General features: G+C 62.2%; 18 protein-coding genes. 10 read left to right on the top strand and 8 right to left on the bottom strand.

The window, feature by feature from the left end; genetic code table 11:
• Nucleotides 1-117 precede the first annotated feature (117 nt).
• Together IMX18_RS24640 and IMX18_RS24635 are read right to left on the bottom strand one after the other, a co-directional pair.
• Nucleotides 118-1,116 (bottom strand): phosphate ABC transporter substrate-binding protein PstS, encoded by a 999-nt coding sequence (locus IMX18_RS24640; protein ID WP_013974822.1) that lies wholly within the window; start codon nt 1,114-1,116, stop codon nt 118-120.
• 217 nt (nt 1,117-1,333) lie between these two features.
• Nucleotides 1,334-2,623 carry an MFS transporter gene (locus IMX18_RS24635; RefSeq protein WP_217190001.1) on the bottom strand — a complete coding sequence of 430 codons (1,290 nt, stop codon included), beginning with the start codon at nt 2,621-2,623 and terminating at the stop codon, nt 1,334-1,336.
• 361 nt (nt 2,624-2,984) lie between these two features.
• Here IMX18_RS24635 and IMX18_RS24630 point away from each other — a divergent pair, with 361 nt between their 5' ends.
• Both IMX18_RS24630 and IMX18_RS24625 read left to right on the top strand, forming a co-directional pair.
• A complete protein-coding gene (locus IMX18_RS24630; RefSeq protein ID WP_003253317.1) occupies nt 2,985-3,383 on the top strand; it encodes an acyl-CoA thioesterase in 399 nt (132 codons plus the stop codon).
• A gap of 71 nt (nt 3,384-3,454) precedes the next feature.
• Nucleotides 3,455-4,351: a D-hexose-6-phosphate mutarotase gene (locus IMX18_RS24625; protein WP_061304780.1), complete on the top strand. Its 897-nt coding sequence runs from the start codon at nt 3,455-3,457 to the stop codon at nt 4,349-4,351.
• Between the two features lie 62 nt (nt 4,352-4,413).
• Here the strand turns inward: IMX18_RS24625 and IMX18_RS24620 are convergent, their stop codons facing one another.
• The 4 genes from IMX18_RS24620 to purE form a co-directional block, all read right to left on the bottom strand.
• Complete coding sequence (locus IMX18_RS24620) at nt 4,414-4,947, bottom strand: DUF3299 domain-containing protein (RefSeq protein ID WP_015272353.1); 534 nt, start codon at nt 4,945-4,947, stop codon at nt 4,414-4,416.
• A gap of 48 nt (nt 4,948-4,995) precedes the next feature.
• Nucleotides 4,996-5,241, bottom strand: coding sequence for a GlsB/YeaQ/YmgE family stress response membrane protein (locus IMX18_RS24615; RefSeq protein ID WP_015272354.1), 246 nt, complete (start codon nt 5,239-5,241; stop codon nt 4,996-4,998).
• Between the two features lie 96 nt (nt 5,242-5,337).
• The gene (locus IMX18_RS24610) at nt 5,338-6,420 is read right to left on the bottom strand and encodes a 5-(carboxyamino)imidazole ribonucleotide synthase (protein WP_015272355.1); all 1,083 of its coding nucleotides are present in this window, start codon (nt 6,418-6,420) and stop codon (nt 5,338-5,340) included.
• Nucleotides 6,421-6,430: 10 nt separating this feature from the next.
• Entirely contained in the window at nt 6,431-6,922 is a 492-nt protein-coding gene (purE, locus tag IMX18_RS24605) for a 5-(carboxyamino)imidazole ribonucleotide mutase (protein ID WP_003253304.1), read from the bottom strand.
• 270 nt (nt 6,923-7,192) lie between these two features.
• Between purE and IMX18_RS24600 the strand changes: the two genes are divergently transcribed.
• Nucleotides 7,193-7,819, top strand: coding sequence for a zinc metalloprotease (locus IMX18_RS24600; protein ID WP_015272356.1), 627 nt, complete (start codon nt 7,193-7,195; stop codon nt 7,817-7,819).
• Here the strand turns inward: IMX18_RS24600 and IMX18_RS24595 are convergent.
• On the bottom strand, nt 7,811-8,728 hold the full coding sequence (locus tag IMX18_RS24595) for a LysR substrate-binding domain-containing protein (protein WP_013974829.1): 918 nt from the start codon (nt 8,726-8,728) through the stop codon (nt 7,811-7,813). The genes IMX18_RS24600 and IMX18_RS24595 overlap by 9 nt on opposite strands.
• A 182-nt stretch (nt 8,729-8,910) precedes the next feature.
• Between IMX18_RS24595 and aspA the strand changes: the two genes are divergently transcribed.
• The 4 genes from aspA (at nt 8,911) to IMX18_RS24575 (ending at nt 13,884) form a co-directional block, all read left to right on the top strand.
• Nucleotides 8,911-10,335: an aspartate ammonia-lyase gene (aspA, locus tag IMX18_RS24590; protein ID WP_003260072.1), complete on the top strand. Its 1,425-nt coding sequence runs from the start codon at nt 8,911-8,913 to the stop codon at nt 10,333-10,335.
• A gap of 184 nt (nt 10,336-10,519) precedes the next feature.
• Nucleotides 10,520-11,512, top strand: a complete 993-nt coding sequence (locus tag IMX18_RS24585) for an AraC family transcriptional regulator (RefSeq protein ID WP_217190002.1) — start codon at nt 10,520-10,522, stop codon at nt 11,510-11,512.
• A 225-nt stretch (nt 11,513-11,737) separates the two neighbouring features.
• Nucleotides 11,738-12,781: a histone deacetylase family protein gene (locus tag IMX18_RS24580; protein ID WP_015272358.1), complete on the top strand. Its 1,044-nt coding sequence runs from the start codon at nt 11,738-11,740 to the stop codon at nt 12,779-12,781.
• Complete coding sequence (locus tag IMX18_RS24575) at nt 12,781-13,884, top strand: polyamine ABC transporter substrate-binding protein (RefSeq protein ID WP_015272359.1); 1,104 nt, start codon at nt 12,781-12,783, stop codon at nt 13,882-13,884. The genes IMX18_RS24580 and IMX18_RS24575 overlap by 1 nt, the downstream gene beginning before the upstream one ends.
• A gap of 111 nt (nt 13,885-13,995) precedes the next feature.
• Here IMX18_RS24575 and pdxR read toward each other — a convergent pair whose 3' ends face one another.
• Nucleotides 13,996-15,540: a MocR-like pyridoxine biosynthesis transcription factor PdxR gene (gene pdxR / locus IMX18_RS24570; protein WP_043936034.1), complete on the bottom strand. Its 1,545-nt coding sequence runs from the start codon at nt 15,538-15,540 to the stop codon at nt 13,996-13,998.
• Between the two features lie 90 nt (nt 15,541-15,630).
• Here pdxR and IMX18_RS24565 point away from each other — a divergent pair, with 90 nt between their 5' ends.
• From IMX18_RS24565 to IMX18_RS24555, 3 genes are read left to right on the top strand one after another with little or no spacing between them, the layout of a single operon-like run.
• Complete coding sequence (locus IMX18_RS24565) at nt 15,631-16,260, top strand: FMN-binding negative transcriptional regulator (protein ID WP_217190003.1); 630 nt, start codon at nt 15,631-15,633, stop codon at nt 16,258-16,260.
• An 11-nt stretch (nt 16,261-16,271) separates the two neighbouring features.
• A complete protein-coding gene (locus IMX18_RS24560) occupies nt 16,272-16,718 on the top strand; it encodes a GNAT family N-acetyltransferase (protein ID WP_217190004.1) in 447 nt (148 codons plus the stop codon).
• A gap of 8 nt (nt 16,719-16,726) precedes the next feature.
• Nucleotides 16,727-17,398, top strand: coding sequence for a GNAT family N-acetyltransferase (locus IMX18_RS24555; protein WP_217190005.1), 672 nt, complete (start codon nt 16,727-16,729; stop codon nt 17,396-17,398).
• Nucleotides 17,399-17,539 lie beyond the last annotated feature (141 nt).

The raw sequence follows: 17,539 nt of genomic DNA, 5'->3' as shown, positions 1-17,539 counted from the left end.
GTGACAAAAACATTACAAAGTGGTGACGCACGAAAGCCCGCCGCACAGGAAACCTGGCTTCGGACTGGAGCTTCGTGGAAGAGGCCGGGCATCAGCGCCGGCCTCCCCTTCAGTTACTTACTTTTTTGCGACGTTACCTGCGTGGGACAGGCCCAGGTCAGCCAAGGTCTTGTCGACGACTTTGGCCGGCAGCGGGATGTAGCCATCCTTCACCACGACCTGCTGGCCAGCTTGCGACAGCACCAGCTTGACGAACTCGGCTTCCAGCGGGGCCAGAGGCTTGTTCGGGGCCTTGTTGACGTAGACGTACAGGAAGCGCGACAGCGGGTAGGTGCCGTTCAGGGCGTTGGCTTCATTGTCCTCAACGAACTCACCGCCTTCCTTCTTGGCCAGGGCCACGGTCTTGACGCTGGCGGTCTTGTAGCCGATACCCGAGTAGCCGATGCCGTTCAGCGAGGAGCTGATCGATTGCACGACCGAAGCCGAGCCAGGCTGTTCGTTGACGTTAGGCTTGAAGTCGCCTTTGCACAGGGCTTCTTCCTTGAAGTAGCCGTAGGTGCCCGATACCGAGTTACGGCCGAACAGCTGCACCGGCTTGTTGGCCAGGTCGCCGGTCACGCCCAGGTCACCCCAGGTCTTGACGTCGGCTTTGCCACCGCACAGGCGGGTGGAAGAGAAGATGGCGTCGACCTGGGCCATGGTCAGGCCTTTGATCGGGTTGTCCTTGTGCACGAACACAGCCAGGGCGTCTACGGCGACCGGGATGGCGGTCGGTTTGTAGCCGTACTTCTGCTCGAAGGCCTGCAGCTCGACGTCCTTCATCTTGCGGCTCATCGGGCCAAGGTTGGCGGTGCCTTCGGTCAGCGCGGGTGGCGCGGTGGAGGAGCCGGCAGCCTGGATCTGGATGTTTACGTTCGGATATTCCTTCTTGTAGGCCTCGGCCCACAGAGTCATCAGGTTGGCGAGGGTGTCCGAACCGACGCTGGAGAGGTTGCCCGAAACACCAGTGGTCTTGGTGTAGGTCGGGATCGCAGGATCGACAGCGGCTACCGCGTTGGCGGTTGCAACGCCAGCGGCGGCAAAGGTGAGGGCCGCCATCAAACGCTTCAGTTTCATGCCTTGCTCCTAGCAGGAATATTGGGGTGTTGGATGGAACGGGCCCAAGTATCTGTAGGCCGCATGAATACGATATGACTTGAATATGACAATTGGATGAAAGGCCATCATCAAAAGCAGGTCTGGCCTCTTCGCGGGCACGCCCGCTCCCACAGGGGCTGTGTGACCCTTGTGGGAGCGGGCGTGCCCGCGAAGAGGCCAGTAGCCCTGGCGTAGATCAGCGCTTGTTGGCGAGCAGGTACAGACCCACGACCAGACCAACGGCACACAGCCCCGCCACATAGTAGGCCGGCGCCATCGGGCTCACTTTCAGCAGCGCAGTCACCACCATCGGTGTCAGCCCGCCAAAGATCGCGTAGGCCACGTTGTACGAGAACGACAGCCCGCTGAAGCGCACCACCGCCGGGAACGCCTTGACCATCACATAAGGCACCGCGCCAATCACGCCCACGCACAGGCCGGTCACTGCATACAGCGGGAACAGCAGCTCGGGCCGGGTCGGCAGGCTGTGGTAGAAGGTCCAGGAGGTCGCCAGCAGCAGCAGGCTGCCGATCACGAACACCCGGCCCGCGCCGAAGCGATCGGCCAGGCTGCCAGCGCCGATGCAGCCGAAGCTGAGCAGCACGATGGCCAGGCTGTTGGCCTTGAGCGAGTCGGTGGGGCTGATGTGGTAGATGCTCTGCAGCAGCGCCGGAGTCATCAGGATGAGCACCACGATGGCGGCCGACAGCATCCAGGTCAGCAGCATCGACAGGATGATCGCACCGCGATGGTCACGCAGCACCGCGCGCAACGGCAGCTCCTCGGCCAGCGCCTTGCGCTGCTGCATCTCGGCGAACACCGGGGTTTCGTGCAGCCAACGGCGCAGGTACACCGAGAACAGGCCGAATACACCGCCGAGCAGGAACGGGATACGCCAGGCGTAATCTGTCACTTCCTGTGCGCTGTACACAGTGTTGATCAGGGTCGCCACCAGCGAGCCAAGCAGGATACCTGCGGTCAGGCCAGCAGTGAGGGTGCCGCAGGCGTAGCCGGTGTTGCGCTCTGGCACATGCTCGGACACGAACACCCAGGCGCCCGGTACCTCGCCGCCGATAGCCGCGCCCTGAATTACGCGCATCAGCAGCAACAGGATCGGCGCCCACATGCCGATCTGTGCATAAGTGGGCAGCAGGCCCATGATCAGCGTTGGCAGGGCCATCATGAAGATGCTGAGGGTGAACATCTTCTTGCGCCCTAGCAGGTCGCCGAAGTGGGCCATGATGATGCCGCCCAGCGGCCGCGCCAGGTAGCCGGCGGCGAAAATGCCAAAGGTTTGCATCAGGCGCAGCCATTCGGGCATGTCAGCCGGGAAGAACAGCTTGCCGACCACTGTGGCGAAGAACACAAAAATGATGAAGTCGTAGAACTCCAGCGCGCCGCCCAGGGCGGACAGTGAGAGGGTCTTGTAGTCACTGCGGGTCAGCGGCCGCGAAGGCTGCTCGATACTGCTCGGCACGGAGGTCATCGCTCATTGTTCTCTTTGTGGGCATGCAGGCCGCTTGGCATGCGGCTTCTGGATTGGAAGACAGGCGAAGATAGCAAATTGCTGAGCTGCGCCGAAAGCGATACAAAATCCCTACACATATTCATGAATGCGCGGTCGTCGCTGGCCGTTATGCTCTATATACTGGCACTTCGTAGGAAAAGGTTGCTCCTAACGTGGGATGTTGTGCGAAAACGCCGGTCATTACTGTCAGGCGGTTTCGCAGAGTTTCCCTACGGCCGCCCAGTGAAACGAAATCGGCGTAGTATGTTTCAAGCTGAATCGTTTACCCGGCCTTTGCGCCACACCAACGAAAAGCGTCACGGGTCAGAGGCCCCATCGCATGATTGAGCTCGAACAAGAAGATCCAATCCCGCAAGGCGACCTGGCCTTGCAGATCACCGCACTCCCGCGCGAAACCAACGGGTTTGGCGACATCTTCGGCGGCTGGCTGGTCGCCCAGATGGACCTGGCCGGCACCGCCATGGCCAGCCGTGTCGCCGGCGGCCGCGTGGCCACCGTGGCCATCGACCGCATGGCCTTTCTGGTCCCGGTCGCCGTCGGCGCGCAGCTATCGTTCTATACCCAGACCCTGGAAATCGGCCGCAGCTCGATCCAGATGATGGTCGAAGTGTGGAGCGACGACCCGCTGTCCAGCGAATGGCGCAAGGTCACCGAAGCAGTCTTCGTCTTCGTCGCCATCGACGGCAGTGGCCGCACCCGCTCCGTACCTCGTCGCTGAGCCACGCCGGCGGTAAACTCATTGCATGTGCCCGGGTCCAAGGCCCACTGGCAATCAATGAGATAAATGCAATGGCTACCTTCCAGGTCGTAACCGAGCAACATGGCGAACTCAACTGCTGGCGTATCAGCAGCGACCACGCCGAACTACTGATCGCCCAGCAGGGCGCACAGATCCTCAGCTACCAGCGCGTTGGCCAGCCACCGCTGCTGTGGCTGAGCGACCAGGCCATCTTCCGTAAGGGCAAGTCGGTACGCGCCGGTGTGCCGGTGTGCTGGCCGTGGTTCGGCAACCTGCAGCGCAACCCCCAGGCCGTGCAGGCCATGTACCACGGCGAACAGGCACCCGCCCACGGCCTGGCGCGCGCGCGCGACTGGCAATTGCTGGGTATCGAGGAAGCGGGCGAAGGCCTGCGCATCGAATTTGAACTGCCGGAAGCGCAGGGTGACCTGCCTGGCTGGCCTCATGACGTCGAGCTGAAGCTGGTAGTGGAGCTGGGCGAGGACCTGCAGCTGAACCTGACCAGCCGCAACATGGGCAATACCCCCGTGACCATCAGCCAGGCCCTGCACAGCTACTTCGCGGTCAGTGACGTGCGCCAGGCGCGGGTCGAAGGGGTGGAGGGGCTGAGCTATATCGAGACCCTGGCGGACTGGGAGCAGCGCCAGCAGAAGGGGCCGCTGGCGTTTGCCGGGGAGACTGACCGGATCTACCTGGCGACCCCGCAAACCCTGAGCATCGTCGACCCGCACTGGGAGCGGCGCATTACCTTGACCAGCAGTGGGTCGCGCTCGGCGGTGATCTGGAACCCTTGGACTGAACGGGCCAGGGAACTGCCGGACATGGCCGACGATGGGTGGCAGCGGATGCTGTGCATCGAGACGGCGAATGTGTGGGATGACCTGGTGGAATTGAAGCCTGGGGGCAGCAGCTCGCTGGGGGTCAGGATTGGCTGTGAAATGATCTGAGTCTTGCAGTGCCTGTTCGGGCCCCTTCGCGGGTAAACCTGCGAAAGCGCCGGTGCAGGCAATCAGAGGTCTGCGTCCTCCACCACCCTCACCTTCCCGGCATCCAGCGCATAGGCCGCATCGGCCAGGTCATTGCTGACCTTCTCCACCTTCAGCTTGCCGCTGACCCACAGCGGTGTGTAGATATCATCGATCTTCAGGCCCTTCGGGTAGCGCACCAGCACCAGCTGGTTCGGCGGTGGCGGCGGCACATGGATGCACGCGCCTGGGTACGGCACCAGGAAGAACAGCGTGCTGTTGCCCTTGGCATCGCTCTCCAGCGGTACCGGGTAGCCCCCAAGGCGAATATCCTTGCCATTCATGGCCGCCACAGTCTTGGTCGAGTACATCACCGCCGGCAGGCCCTTGTTCTGCTTCAGGCCGCCCTTGTCAGTAAAGGTACCCATGGCTTCCGGCGAGTTGTGGTCGATTTCGGGCATTTGCTCGAGCGCCTGCTGGTCAGACTCGGGCATCAGCTCCAGCCAGTCGGTTTCAGGCAGTTCGGCATGGGCCAGGGTGCTGGCCAACAACAGTGAGACGAGGAAAAAGGCACGCATGAAAATGCTCGGCAACTCCAGTGAATTGCCGGGCATTCTAACCACTAATCAGCGCTTCTTGATGAATCCGTAAATCACCAGAAGGATCACGGCACCGACCAGCGCGCCAAGGAATCCCGCAGCCTGCCCGGCCTGATAGATGCCCAGCGCCTGACCGCCGTAGGTGGCCAGCAGGGAGCCGGCAACCCCCAGCAGGATGGTCATGATCCAGCCCATGCTGTCGTCGCCCGGCTTGATGAAGCGGGCCAGCAGGCCAACGATGAGGCCGATGAAGATGGTTCCAATGATACCCATGGCAATCCCTCTGCAGTGAAGATGGAACAAGCCAAAGCCTAGACAGCGCTTTGGCTCGTTGCCATTTCAGAGGGCAAGCCGCTGGTAGAAGTTCGATCAGTTGCCGATCAGGGCTTCTACTTCGGCAATCTTGCGCTCGAGGGTGGCCATGTCGTGGCAGCGCAGGGTGGCGTGGCCAACCTTGCGACCGGCCTTGAACGCCTTGCCGTAGTGATGCAGGTGGCAGTCACCGATGGCGACGACCTTTTCCACCGCCGGCACTTCACCGATGAAATTGAGCATCGCGCTCTCGCCGACCTTGGCGGTCGAGCCCAGCGGCAGGCCGGCGACGGCACGCAGATGGTTCTCGAACTGGCTGCACTCGGCGCCTTCGATGGTCCAGTGCCCGGAGTTGTGCACGCGCGGGGCGATTTCGTTGGCCTTCAGGCCGCCGCCGACTTCGAAGAACTCGAAGGCCATCACGCCCACATAGTCCAGTTGCTTGAGCACGCGGCCCACGTAGTCTTCGGCCAGGGCCTGTAGCGGGTGCGCCTGGCTGGCGACCGACAGGCGCAGGATGCCGCTTTCGTGGGTGTTGTGCACCAGAGGGTAGAAGCGGGTTTCGCCATCACGGGCACGCACGGCCACCAGCGACACTTCGCCGGTGAACGGCACAAAGCCTTCCAGCAGGCAAGGTACGCTGCCCAGCTCGGCAAAGGTACCGACCACGTCCTCAGGCGTGCGCAGCACCTTCTGGCCCTTGCCGTCGTAACCCAGGGTGCGGGTTTTCAGCACGGCCGGCAGGCCGATGCTGGCCACCGCGGCGTCCAGGTCGGCCTGCGAGAGGATGTCGGCGAAGGCCGGGGTAGGGATACCCAGGTCGCGGAACATGCTCTTCTCGAACAGGCGGTCACGGGCGATGCGCAGAGCTTCGGCGCTGGGGTACACCGGCACGAACTGCGAGAGGAAGGCCACGGTCTCGGCCGGGACGCTTTCGAACTCGAAGGTGACCAGGTCGACTTCGTCGGCCAGCTGGCGCAGGTGGTCCTGGTCGCCGTAGTCGGCACGCAGGTGCTCGCCCAGCGGCGCAGCACAGGCGTCCGGCGCCGGGTCGAGGAAGGCGAAGTTCATGCCCAGCGGGGTACCCGCCAGGGCCAGCATGCGGCCCAGCTGGCCGCCACCGATTACACCGATCTTCATGGGTTGAGCCTCAAGCCTGGCGCGGGTCTGGGTTGTCCAGCACGGTGTCGGTCTGTTCCGTGCGGAACTGCTTGAGCGCCGCGTGGTACTGCGGGTACTTGGCACCGAGGATGCTGGCCGACAGCAGCGCGGCGTTGACCGCACCGGCACGACCGATGGCCAGGGTGGCAACCGGCACGCCGGCTGGCATCTGCACGATCGACAGCAGCGAATCGACACCCGACAGCATCGACGATTGTACGGGCACACCCAGCACCGGCAGGTGGGTCTTGGCGGCGCACATGCCTGGCAGGTGGGCAGCGCCACCGGCACCGGCGATGATCACCTCGATGCCACGACCCTCAGCCTCCTCGGCATACTGGAACAGCAGATCCGGGGTACGGTGGGCGGAAACCACCTTCACCTCGTAGGGAATGCCGAGTTTTTCCAGCATATCGGCGGTGTGGCTAAGGGTGGACCAATCGGACTTGGAGCCCATGATCACGCCAACCAGTGCACTCATCGTCGAGCCTCTCCTGCAAGCGCCTTCTGGCGCGCTAAAAGCAACAAGCCACGCAGGTGGGCCGGCGTGGCTTGTCATACGGATTCTAAATCGACCAGGTCGGCCGAAGGCGCGGGATTGTAGCGTATTTCAAGGCCCTGCGCCCACCCCCGCAAGCACATGTCGGATCAAAGGGCAAGCTGTCTCGCAGGACAACTTTTTCCTGCCGCCTCTGGGTCGACGAATACCAGACGCTTGTATCCCCGATCTCGAAAACTCAGGTACGTACATATGAGTGTTTCACGCCTCTTCGCGCTTTCGTGTGGCCTGGTGCTCAGCTTGCAACTGCCAGCTGCTACTGCTGCCCGCTCGCTTACCGTCACCGTCTATGTTCACGACGACCTTGCCGACATGAGCAATGAACAATTGAACAAGGACTTCTTTCAGCATTGGCTGGACGAGATGCGCAGTTTCAGCCAACAGTCCATCGAGGTCATATTTCAACGCGAGGTAGAACACATTACCGATATTGCTTATGCAGGAATGCCGTCCGCTCAACTACTCGAGGCCTTCACCCGGCAACTGCATGAACAACAGCGCCACCCATCCTTTTCCTTTATGGATAAACAGCTGCTGCTGACGCGCAACAGCTATGATCACAGCGGTCTGAACTACAACGCCGGCCTTGCCTATCAGAAGCAAAACACGGCTATTGCGTCGGCAGGTGCATACGGTGCTCCAGCCCATGAAATCGGTCATTTGCTAGGCGCCACGCACGAAGATGCCGAACTGAAATTCAATGGCTGGGTGTGTGAAACGTACACCCACCCCCGTGTACCGGCCCGATCCAATTGCTACCGCTACAGCGACAAGAATCGCGCGAATATCGCGGACTACTTGAAATACAACTCAAACTGAAGCCTCACCTTGTGCGCCTGACGACTCAAGCTTGCGCCACAACAAGCGGACGTTGGCCTTGCGCACCAGTGCGCAGCGGTACAGACGAATTTCCAGTGGCACATGCCACTGGCTGCCGCCGCAGATCGCCAGTTCGCCCCGCTCCAGTTCGCCACGCATCGACAGGCGCGGCACCCAGGCGATGCCCATGCCCTCCAACGCCATGCTCTTGAGGCTGTCGGCCATGGCGGTTTCGTAGACGGTGGTATAGCGCAGGTTTCGCTGGCGCAGCAGCAAATTGACCGACCGACCGAGGAAAGCGCCGGCGGTATACGCCAGCAGCGGCACACTGCCCTCGCCTTCCAGGTCGAACAACGGCTTGCCGTCGGCATCCACGGCGCACACCGGCAACATTTCAGTGGTGCCCATGTGCAGCGACGGGAAGATTTCGGCATCCATCTGCAAGGCGGCATCCGGGTCATAGAAGGCCAGCATCAGGTCGCAGCCACCTTCACGCAATGCATGCACGGCATCTCCGACGTTGGTCGCAACCAGGCGGGTGGCGATGTTCAAACCATCGTTGCGCAACTGGGCCACCCAACGCGGGAAAAAGCCCGACGCCAGCGAGTGTGCAGCGGCCACCTGTACCACTTCACCCTGCCCGCCCTCCAGGTGATGCAAATGGCGGAGAATTTCGCTCAATTGGTCGACAACAGTACGCGCGGTGACGAGAAACAGCTGCCCGGCCTCGGTCAGTTCGATCGGCGTGCGGGAACGATTAACCAATTGCAGGCCCAAAGCTGCTTCCAGACTGCGTATACGCCGGCTGAAGGCAGGTTGGGTAACGAAACGCCGCTCTGCCGCCTGGGAAAAACTGCGGGTCGCAGCCAGCGCACTGAAGTCTTCCAGCCATTTGCTTTCAAGGTTCACGAAGCACATCTCCTGGCGTGCACCAAAATGGAACACGCTCGAACATCAATTGGCGTCACATGAAACACTATGCCGTTTGTGCATAGGTTAGCGTGCAACAGCATTGGCCGCAAAATCACCTTCAGGCCTAGGATTGGCGCCATTCCGGCATGTGCCGGGTCAAAATCGAGATGATATACATCATGTCCTCCGCTGCATCGTTCCGCGTCGAAAAAGATTTGTTGGGTACCCTTGAAGTTCCTGCAGATGCCTACTACGGCATCCAGACCCTGCGCGCTGCCAACAACTTCCACCTCTCCGGTGTTCCGCTGTCGCACTATCCGAAGCTGGTCGTGGCCCTGGCCATGGTCAAGCAGGCTGCTGCTGACGCCAACCGTGAGCTGGGCCACCTGAGCGATGCCAAGCACGCTGCCATCACCGCAGCCTGCGCCCGCCTGATCAAAGGCGATTACCACGACCAGTTCGTGGTGGACATGATCCAGGGCGGTGCTGGTACTTCTACCAACATGAACGCCAACGAAGTGATCGCCAACGTTGCGCTGGAGGCCATGGGCCACCAGAAGGGTGAGTACCAGTACCTGCACCCGAACAACGACGTGAACATGGCGCAGTCGACCAACGACGCCTACCCGACGGCTATCCGCCTGGGCCTGCTGCTGGGCCACGACGCGCTGCTGGCCAGCCTCGACAGCCTGATCCAGGCCTTCGCTGCCAAGGGTAAAGAGTTCGACCACGTACTGAAGATGGGCCGTACCCAGCTGCAGGACGCCGTACCGATGACCCTGGGCCAGGAATTCCGTGCCTTCGCCACCACCATGACCGAAGACCTGCAGCGCCTGCGCTCGCTGGCCCCGGAACTGCTGACCGAAATCAACCTGGGCGGTACCGCCATCGGTACCGGCATCAACGCCGACCCTGGCTACCAGGCCCTGGCCGTACAGCGCCTGGCTGCCATCAGCGGCCAACCGCTGGTACCGGCTGCCGACCTGATCGAAGCCACCTCCGACATGGGCGCCTTCGTACTGTTCTCCGGCATGCTCAAGCGTACTGCAGTCAAGCTGTCGAAGATTTGCAACGACCTGCGCCTGCTGTCCAGCGGCCCACGCACCGGCATCAACGAAATCAACCTGCCAGCGCGTCAGCCAGGCAGCTCGATCATGCCAGGCAAGGTCAACCCGGTTATCCCGGAAGCCGTCAACCAGGTGGCCTTCGCCATCATGGGCAACGACCTGGCCCTGACCGTCGCCGCCGAAGGTGGCCAGCTGCAGCTGAACGTGATGGAGCCGCTGATCGCCTACAAGATCTTCGACTCGATCCGCCTGCTGCAACGTGCCATGGACATGCTGCGCGAGCACTGCATCGTCGGTATCACCGCCAACGAACAGCGCTGCCGTGAACTGGTCGAGCACTCGATCGGCCTGGTCACCGCACTGAACCCGTACATCGGCTACGAAAACGCCACCCGTATCGCCCGCGTTGCCCTGGAAACCGGCCGCGGCGTACTGGAACTGGTGCGTGAAGAGAAGCTGCTGGACGACGCGATGCTCGACGACATCCTGCGTCCGGAAAACATGATCGCTCCCCGTCTGGTTCCGCTGAAGGCGTAACCAGGCCGCTGTAAACAGTCTCACCAGGTCGAGGGACTAGACACCTCTCAACCTTTCCAAGGCCCGAGCCTATGCTTCGGGCCTTTTTTTTTGCCTGAAGGATTTTGGGGCCGCTCTGCGGCCCCCCGAACATCGGCACACAACTTGCTCCATAATGCGTCCCAGGCCAACGGGATTACCCAGCATGCTGCACAGCCACCTGACCACCCTCAACGCGGTTTCGCTGATCCTCAACGTCTTCCAGGCAGACGGTTGCGAGGCGTCGGCGCTGCTGGCCGGCAGCGGCATCGGCCCGGCAGACCTGGGCCATGCCGATGCGCGTATCACCACCCAGCAGGAACTGCAGGTGTGCGCCAACGCCGTTGCCCGACGCGAAGATATAGGCCTGGAGCTGGGCCAGCGCATGCATGTGTCGTGCTACGGCATGCTCGGTTACGCCCTGCTCTCCAGTGCCACTTTGGGTGACGCCTTGCGCTTGGCGCTGCAGTATCCGGCACTGCTGGGAACAGTCTTCAAGCTGCGTTTGCTCGACGACGGCCAGCGCATCTGGCTCAGCGCCAGCGACTACCACGACAGCCCGGCGCTGACCGCCTTCAATGCAGAGTTCTGCCTGGTGTCGCTGAAGGTCATCTGCGACGACCTGCTCGGCCGCCCGCTGCCCCTGCTGGGTGCTCGTTTTGAACACCCACGGCCCGGTTACCATGCTCTCTATGCCGGGGCATTCCAGTGCCCGGTAGGTTTCGACGCCGAGGACAATGCCTTTGCCTTCGAACGGCGCTGGCTGGACACGCCACTGCCGCTGGCCGACCCGATTACCCACAAGGCCATGAGCGAACGCTGCCGACGCCTGAACCTGGAATTCACCGGCCGCCAGGCCTGGCTGGGGCGGATTCGCCAACTGCTGGCGCAGCAACTGGATGCAGCGCCCGGGCTGGAAGGGCTGGCGCGGCAGATGAACTGCTCATCGCGCACCCTGCGCCGGCATTTGCAGGCGTTGGGCAGCAGTTATCAACAGCTGCTGGATGAACTGAGGTTCGAGCGGGCCAAGCAGTTGCTGGCTGATGAGCAGATGCCGATCTATCGGATTGCCGAGTGCCTGGGGTTCAGCGAGACCGCCAGTTTTCGGCATGCCTTCCAGCGTTGGAGTGGCGTCGCACCCAGTCACTTCCGCGGTTGACCTGTACCGGCCTCTTCGCGGGCTTGCCCGCTCCCACAGGATCTGCACAACTCCCCAGTGTTGTGGGATACCTGTGGGAGCGGGCGCGCCCGCGAAGAGGCCGGTACAGGAAAAGCGGGCCAAAGAGCTTGGCCACATCGATCCCCTTTTGGCCACTTGCGTCGTTCTCCCCCACTGGCCCGCCCATGAGAATGGGCCCACGCCAGTACCTACCGGAGAACAACAATGCTGACGATCTATTCCGATGACCACCGCCTGCACCATGGCCGCTGCGAGCTGATCGACGGCAAGCTGATGCCCTGTTTCGAAATGCCGTCACGCGCCGACCATGTGCTCGACCAAGTGAAAAAACGCAACCTTGGCGACATCCAGGGCCCCACCGACTATGGCCGTGCACCGTTGCTGCGCATCCACAGTGCCGATTACCTGAATTTCTTCGAAGGTGCCTGGGCGCGCTGGGCCGCACTGGGTCAGGATGGCGACCTGCTGCCATTCACCTGGCCCGCACGCACCCTGCGCCAGATAAAACCCACCGGCCTGCACGGTGAACTGGGCTACTACAGCTTCGACGCCGGCGCACCGATCACCGCCGGTACCTGGCAGGCTGCCTACAGCGCCGCCCAGGTCGCCCTCACCGCCCAGGCGGCGATCCAGCAAGGCGCCCATTCCGCCTTCGCCCTGTGCCGCCCGCCAGGGCACCATGCGGCTGGCGAAGTCATGGGCGGCTATTGCTACCTGAACAACGCCGCCATCGCCGCCCAGGCCTTCCTTGACCAGGGCCGGCGCAAGGTCGCAATCCTCGATGTCGACTATCACCACGGCAACGGCACCCAGGACATCTTCTACAGCCGCAACGATGTGTTCTTCGCCTCGATCCATGGCGACCCGCGCGACGAGTTCCCGTTCTTCCTCGGCTATGCCGATGAAACCGGCGAGGGTGCCGGCGAAGGCTGCAACATCAACTACCCACTGCCGGCTGGCAGCGACTGGGCCGCCTGGAACGCCGCCCTGGAGGACGCCTGCCAGCGCATCGCCGCCTATGACGCTGACGTGCTGGTGATCTCGCTGGGCGTGGATACCTTCAAGGACGACCCGATCTCGCAGTTCAAGCTGGACAGCCCGGACTACCTGGAAATGGGCAAGCGCATCGCCCAGCTCGGCAAGCCGACCCTGTTCGTGATGGAAGGCGGCTACGCTGTGGAAGAAATCGGTATCAACGCGGTCAATGTGCTGGAAGGCTTCCAGCAGGCCCAGCCAGGAGCCCGATAATGGTTCGACTCAAGCGTCTGCTCGCCCCGTTCATCGCCGCTACCCTGTTCACCGGTGCCCTGCAGGCCCAGACCGAACAGCGCACCCTGCGGGTGTTCAACTGGTTCGACTACATCACTCCGCAAACTCTCACCGAGTTCCAGAAAGACAGCGGAGTGAAGCTGGTCTACGACATCTTCGACACCAACGAGGCGCTGGAAGCGAAACTGCTGACCGGCAACTCAGGATATGACGTGGTAGTGCCATCCAACGTGTTCCTCGCCAAGCAGATCGAAGCGGGTGTGTTCCAGCCGCTGGACCGCAGCAAGCTGCCGAACTGGCAGCACCTGGACCCGGCGCTGATGAAGCTGATCGAAGCCAACGACCCCGGCAACAAATTTGCCGTACCCTACATGTACGGCACAGTGCTGATCGGCTTCAACCCGGCCAAGGTCAAGGCTGCGCTCGGCGAGAACGCCCCGGTGGACAGTTGGGACCTGATCTTCAAGGAAGAGAACATCGCCAAGCTCAAGCAATGCGGCGTGGCCCTGCTCGACTCGCCGTCGGAGATCATGCCGCTGGCCCTGCAGTACCTGGGCCTGCCACCGAACAGCGACAAACCGGCTGATTACAAGAAAGCCGAAGCGCTGATGCTGAAGATCCGCCCGCACATCACCTACTTCCATTCCTCGAAGTACATGGCTGACATCGCCAACGGCGATATCTGCGTGGCAGTGGGCTACAGCGGCAGCTTCTCTCAGGCAGCCAACCGCGCCCGCGAGGCGAAGAATGGCGTTGTGGTGGACATGCGCCTGCCCAAGGAAGGTGCACCGATCTGGTTCGACATGCTGGCGATTCCGAAGAACGCGACCAACCCGGAAGATGCCCACGCGTTCATCAACTACTTACTGCGGCCTGAGGTAATTGCGCCTATCAGCGACTTTGTCGGGTACCCGAACCCGAACAAGGATGCGACCGACAAGGTCGACCCGGCGATTCGCAACAACCCCAACCTGTATCCGACAGCGGAGGCGATGGCCAAGCTGTATACCCTCAAGCCCTTGGCGCGGGATGCCGAGCGAGCTCGGACCAGGGCCTGGACACGGATCAAGTCCGGTACCTGATTTAGAGCCGGGGCTGCTTTGCAGCCCAATCGCCGGCAAGCCAGCTCCCACAGGATCTCCACTACCTGTGGGAGCTGGCTTGCCGGCGATTGGGCCGACTAGCGGCCCTATTCACTTCCTCCAGGCCTTGCGCAAGCGCATCAAAGCCTCGGCAATCTCCCCCTCCGGCACCGCTGCAAACCCCAGCACCAGCCCTGCCCTTTTATCCACAGGCACCTCGCTGTCAGCCAGCCAGAAATTGCTCAGCGGCGTCACCTCCACCCCCACCGCTTCAGCCTTGGCCACCAACTCCTGCTCCCGCGCAAAGTTATCCACATCGACCTTCACATGCAGCCCGGCCGCCACCTCCGGCATGCCGCTCAAACCCGGAATATCCACGGGCCAGCCAGCCTTCAGCACATTGCGCCGGCTCAACGCCGCCTTGCGCATGCGCCGAATATGCCGCTGGAAGTGCCCCCGTGCCATGAACTCTGCCATCACGCACTGGCTACTGACCTCCGAATGCCGCACCGCCAGCGCCCTGCCCTGGCTGAACGGCTGCGCCAGTTGTGGTGGCAGTACCAGATAGCCCAGGCGCAACGCCGGAAAGGCGATCTTGCCGAAGGTACCGACGTACAGCACCCGCCCGTGCCGGTCGAGCGCCGCTAGCGGGGCCAAGGGCGCACCGCTGTACCGGTACTCGCCGTCGTAGTCGTCTTCGATGATCCAGCCTTCGCTGCGCTCGGCCCATGCCAGCAGCTCCAGGCGTCGCGCCAGGCTCATGGTCACCCCGGTCGGGTACTGGTGGGCTGGCGTGACATAGGCCAGCCGGCAATCCGTCAGTTGCCCGAGCCGGCGACAGTCCATGCCGTCCTCGTCCACCGGCACGCCACACAGCCTGCCACCGGCCAGCGCAAAGGCATGCCCGGCTGCGCGGTAACCCGGGTTTTCCACAGCCACACCGTCGCCCGGCTGCAACAGCAACTGTGCACAAAGGCTGATTGCCTGCTGCGCACCACTGGTGATCACAATTTGTTCAGCGGTACAACTCAGCCCACGCGAGCGACGCAGGTAGGCCGCGATCAGTTCGCGCAGCAGCGGCTCGCCTGCCGGGTCACCATAACCCAACTGCGCCGGAGCCGGGTTGCGCCAGAAACCCGCCTGCAGCTTGGCCCAGACGTCGAACGGGAACAGGTCGAACGCCGGAATACCGACGCGAAAAGCACGCGGTGCACCGCTTCTTGGGGGCGGCAGATGGTTACTTTTCAGGCGCTGCAAAGGCTCGCTGGAACGACGCTTGCTGGATAAATCCTCAGTATTTTCTGAGGGAGATGTGGATAAGTCTGTTGATAACCCACGGGATAACCCTGTGGATACTTGTGTGGATAGTTTTGCAGTGGAGAGCTTCGGTAACTGGCTGACATAAGTGCCGTCGCCTACCCGGCTTTCGATGTAGCCCTCGGCATATAGCTGGTCATAGGCCCGCACCACACTATTGCGTGACAGCGCCAGCATGGCGGCCAGATCACGAGTGGCCGGTAGCCGCGTGCCACTGCTCAGGCGCCCGTCCAGCACCCGCGCACGTAGCGCCTGGTACAGCTGCTGGCTGAGCCCGCGGCGGCGATCGAGGTCGATCCCGGCAGGGTCGAAAGGCAACACGAGGGGGCGCTCGCTCATGGCATTGGACCTATAAAAACAGCTGTTAATGGCTCTTACTATGAACCAATAGCCTGCCTAGGATGGAGCCATCGCACAAGGAAACCGAGCATGTACAACAGCAAACCCCATCAGGAACACGACCTCGGGCGCCTGCACCAGCACATGCTCGACACCCGCCTGGCCATCCTGGTCAGCCAGGGCGAACAAGGCCTGCTGGCCACGCACCTGCCAGTGCTGGTCGATATTGCCGAAGGCGAATTCGGCACCGTCTATGCCCACCTGGCGCGGGCCAACCCCCAATGGCACGACCTGAGGCAAGGTGGCGAAGCCCTGCTGGTGTTCCCCGGCGCCGATGCCTATGTCAGCCCCGGTTACTACCCGAGCAAGACCGACAACCCCAAGGTGGTGCCAACCTGGAACTACCTGGCGGTGCACGCCTATGGCCCAGCCGAAGTGATCCACGAAGCCGAAACCTTGCTGGCCATTGTCAGCCGACTGACCGAGCGCCACGAACAAGGCCGCGACGAACCCTGGAAAGTAACCGACGCCCCGCGTGATTACCTCGATGGCATGCTCCGCGCCATCGTCGGTGTTCGCTTGCCCATCACCCGCCTGCAAGGCGCGCGCAAGCTAAGCCAAAACCGCTCTGAGCAAGACATTGCCGGCGTGCGTGAAGGCCTTAGCACCAGCCCTGATTACCTGGATAACCAACTCGCGGCGCATATGCGCCAACTCTGAAGGAATAGCCCATGTCCAGCGTTACCCTGCGTCCTGTCACCACCCAAGACCATGCTGCCTGGCTCGCCCTGTGGCAGGCCTACTTGCACTTCTATGAATCCGAATTGGCCGATGAGGTCAGCCTCAGCACCTGGCAACGCCTGCTCGACCCAAACGAACCGACCCATTCAGCCTTGGCCTGGGTCGATGGCAAGGCGGTGGGCATGGTCAACTTCATCTACCATCGTTCCAACTGGAGCATTGGCAACGCCTGCTACCTGCAGGACCTGTACGTGGACAGCGGGCAGCGCGGCCTGGGCATCGGCCGCCAGCTGATCGAGTACGTCTACGCCCAAGCCAAGACCGACAACTGCATCAAGGTGTACTGGGTGACCCATGAGACCAACGCCACCGCCATCAGCCTGTACCAACAGGTTGCCGAGCGCTCGGGCTTCATCCAATTCCGCAAAGAGTTCTAAGGCCGAACATGACCGACGCATTGAACTGGAAACCCGCCGCAGTCCCACAGGCCGAGCCTATCGACGGCCGTTTCATCCGCCTCGAAAAGCTTGACCCGGCGCGACATGGCGACGACCTCTGGGAGGTGTTGCAAGGCCCGGCTGCCGATCCGGTACTGTGGGACTACTTACCCTATGGCCCATTTGCCGAGCGTGCCGCCTTCGACTGTTGGCTGGAAGGCAACGCCGCCGGCCGCGACCCGCTGTTCTACACCGTGATCGACCGCACCAGCGGCCAGGCCCAGGGCATCCTCAGCCTGATGTCGATCGTGCCCGACCACGGTCGCATCGAAATTGGCCACATCGCCTTCGGCGCCGCCATGCAGCGTACACCCAAGGGCACCGAGGCGGTGTACCTGCTGGGCAAGCTGGGCTTCGAGCTGGGCAACCGTCGGCTGGAGTGGAAGTGCAACAACGCCAACGCCCGCTCCAAGCGTGCTGCGGAGCGGTTTGGCTTTGTCTATGAAGGAGTGTTCCGCAAGCACCTTGTGGTGAAGGACCACAATCGGGATACGGCGTGGTATTCGATTACCGATGATGAGTGGCCAGCGGTGGCCGCCGGGTTCGAGCGCTGGTTGAGCGATACCAACCAACAACCTGGAGGTCAGGTAGAAACACTTGAGGCATGCCGTAAAGGTTGAGAGTTGAGTTGGATCAGCCGGCCTCTTCGCGGGTACTGACCTCAGGCTTGCGGGGGCCTGTAGGAGCAGCCTTGTGCTGCGAAGAGGCCGTCAGATTCAACGCAAAAAAAGGGGAGCATCCGCTCCCCAGAGGTTAACCGC

Origin of the sequence: Pseudomonas shirazica (genome assembly GCF_015168335.1) — a bacterium.
In the GTDB taxonomy this organism is placed as follows: Bacteria; Pseudomonadota; Gammaproteobacteria; order Pseudomonadales; family Pseudomonadaceae; genus Aquipseudomonas; species Aquipseudomonas asiatica.
This window is presented reverse-complemented; position numbering and strand designations above follow the sequence as displayed.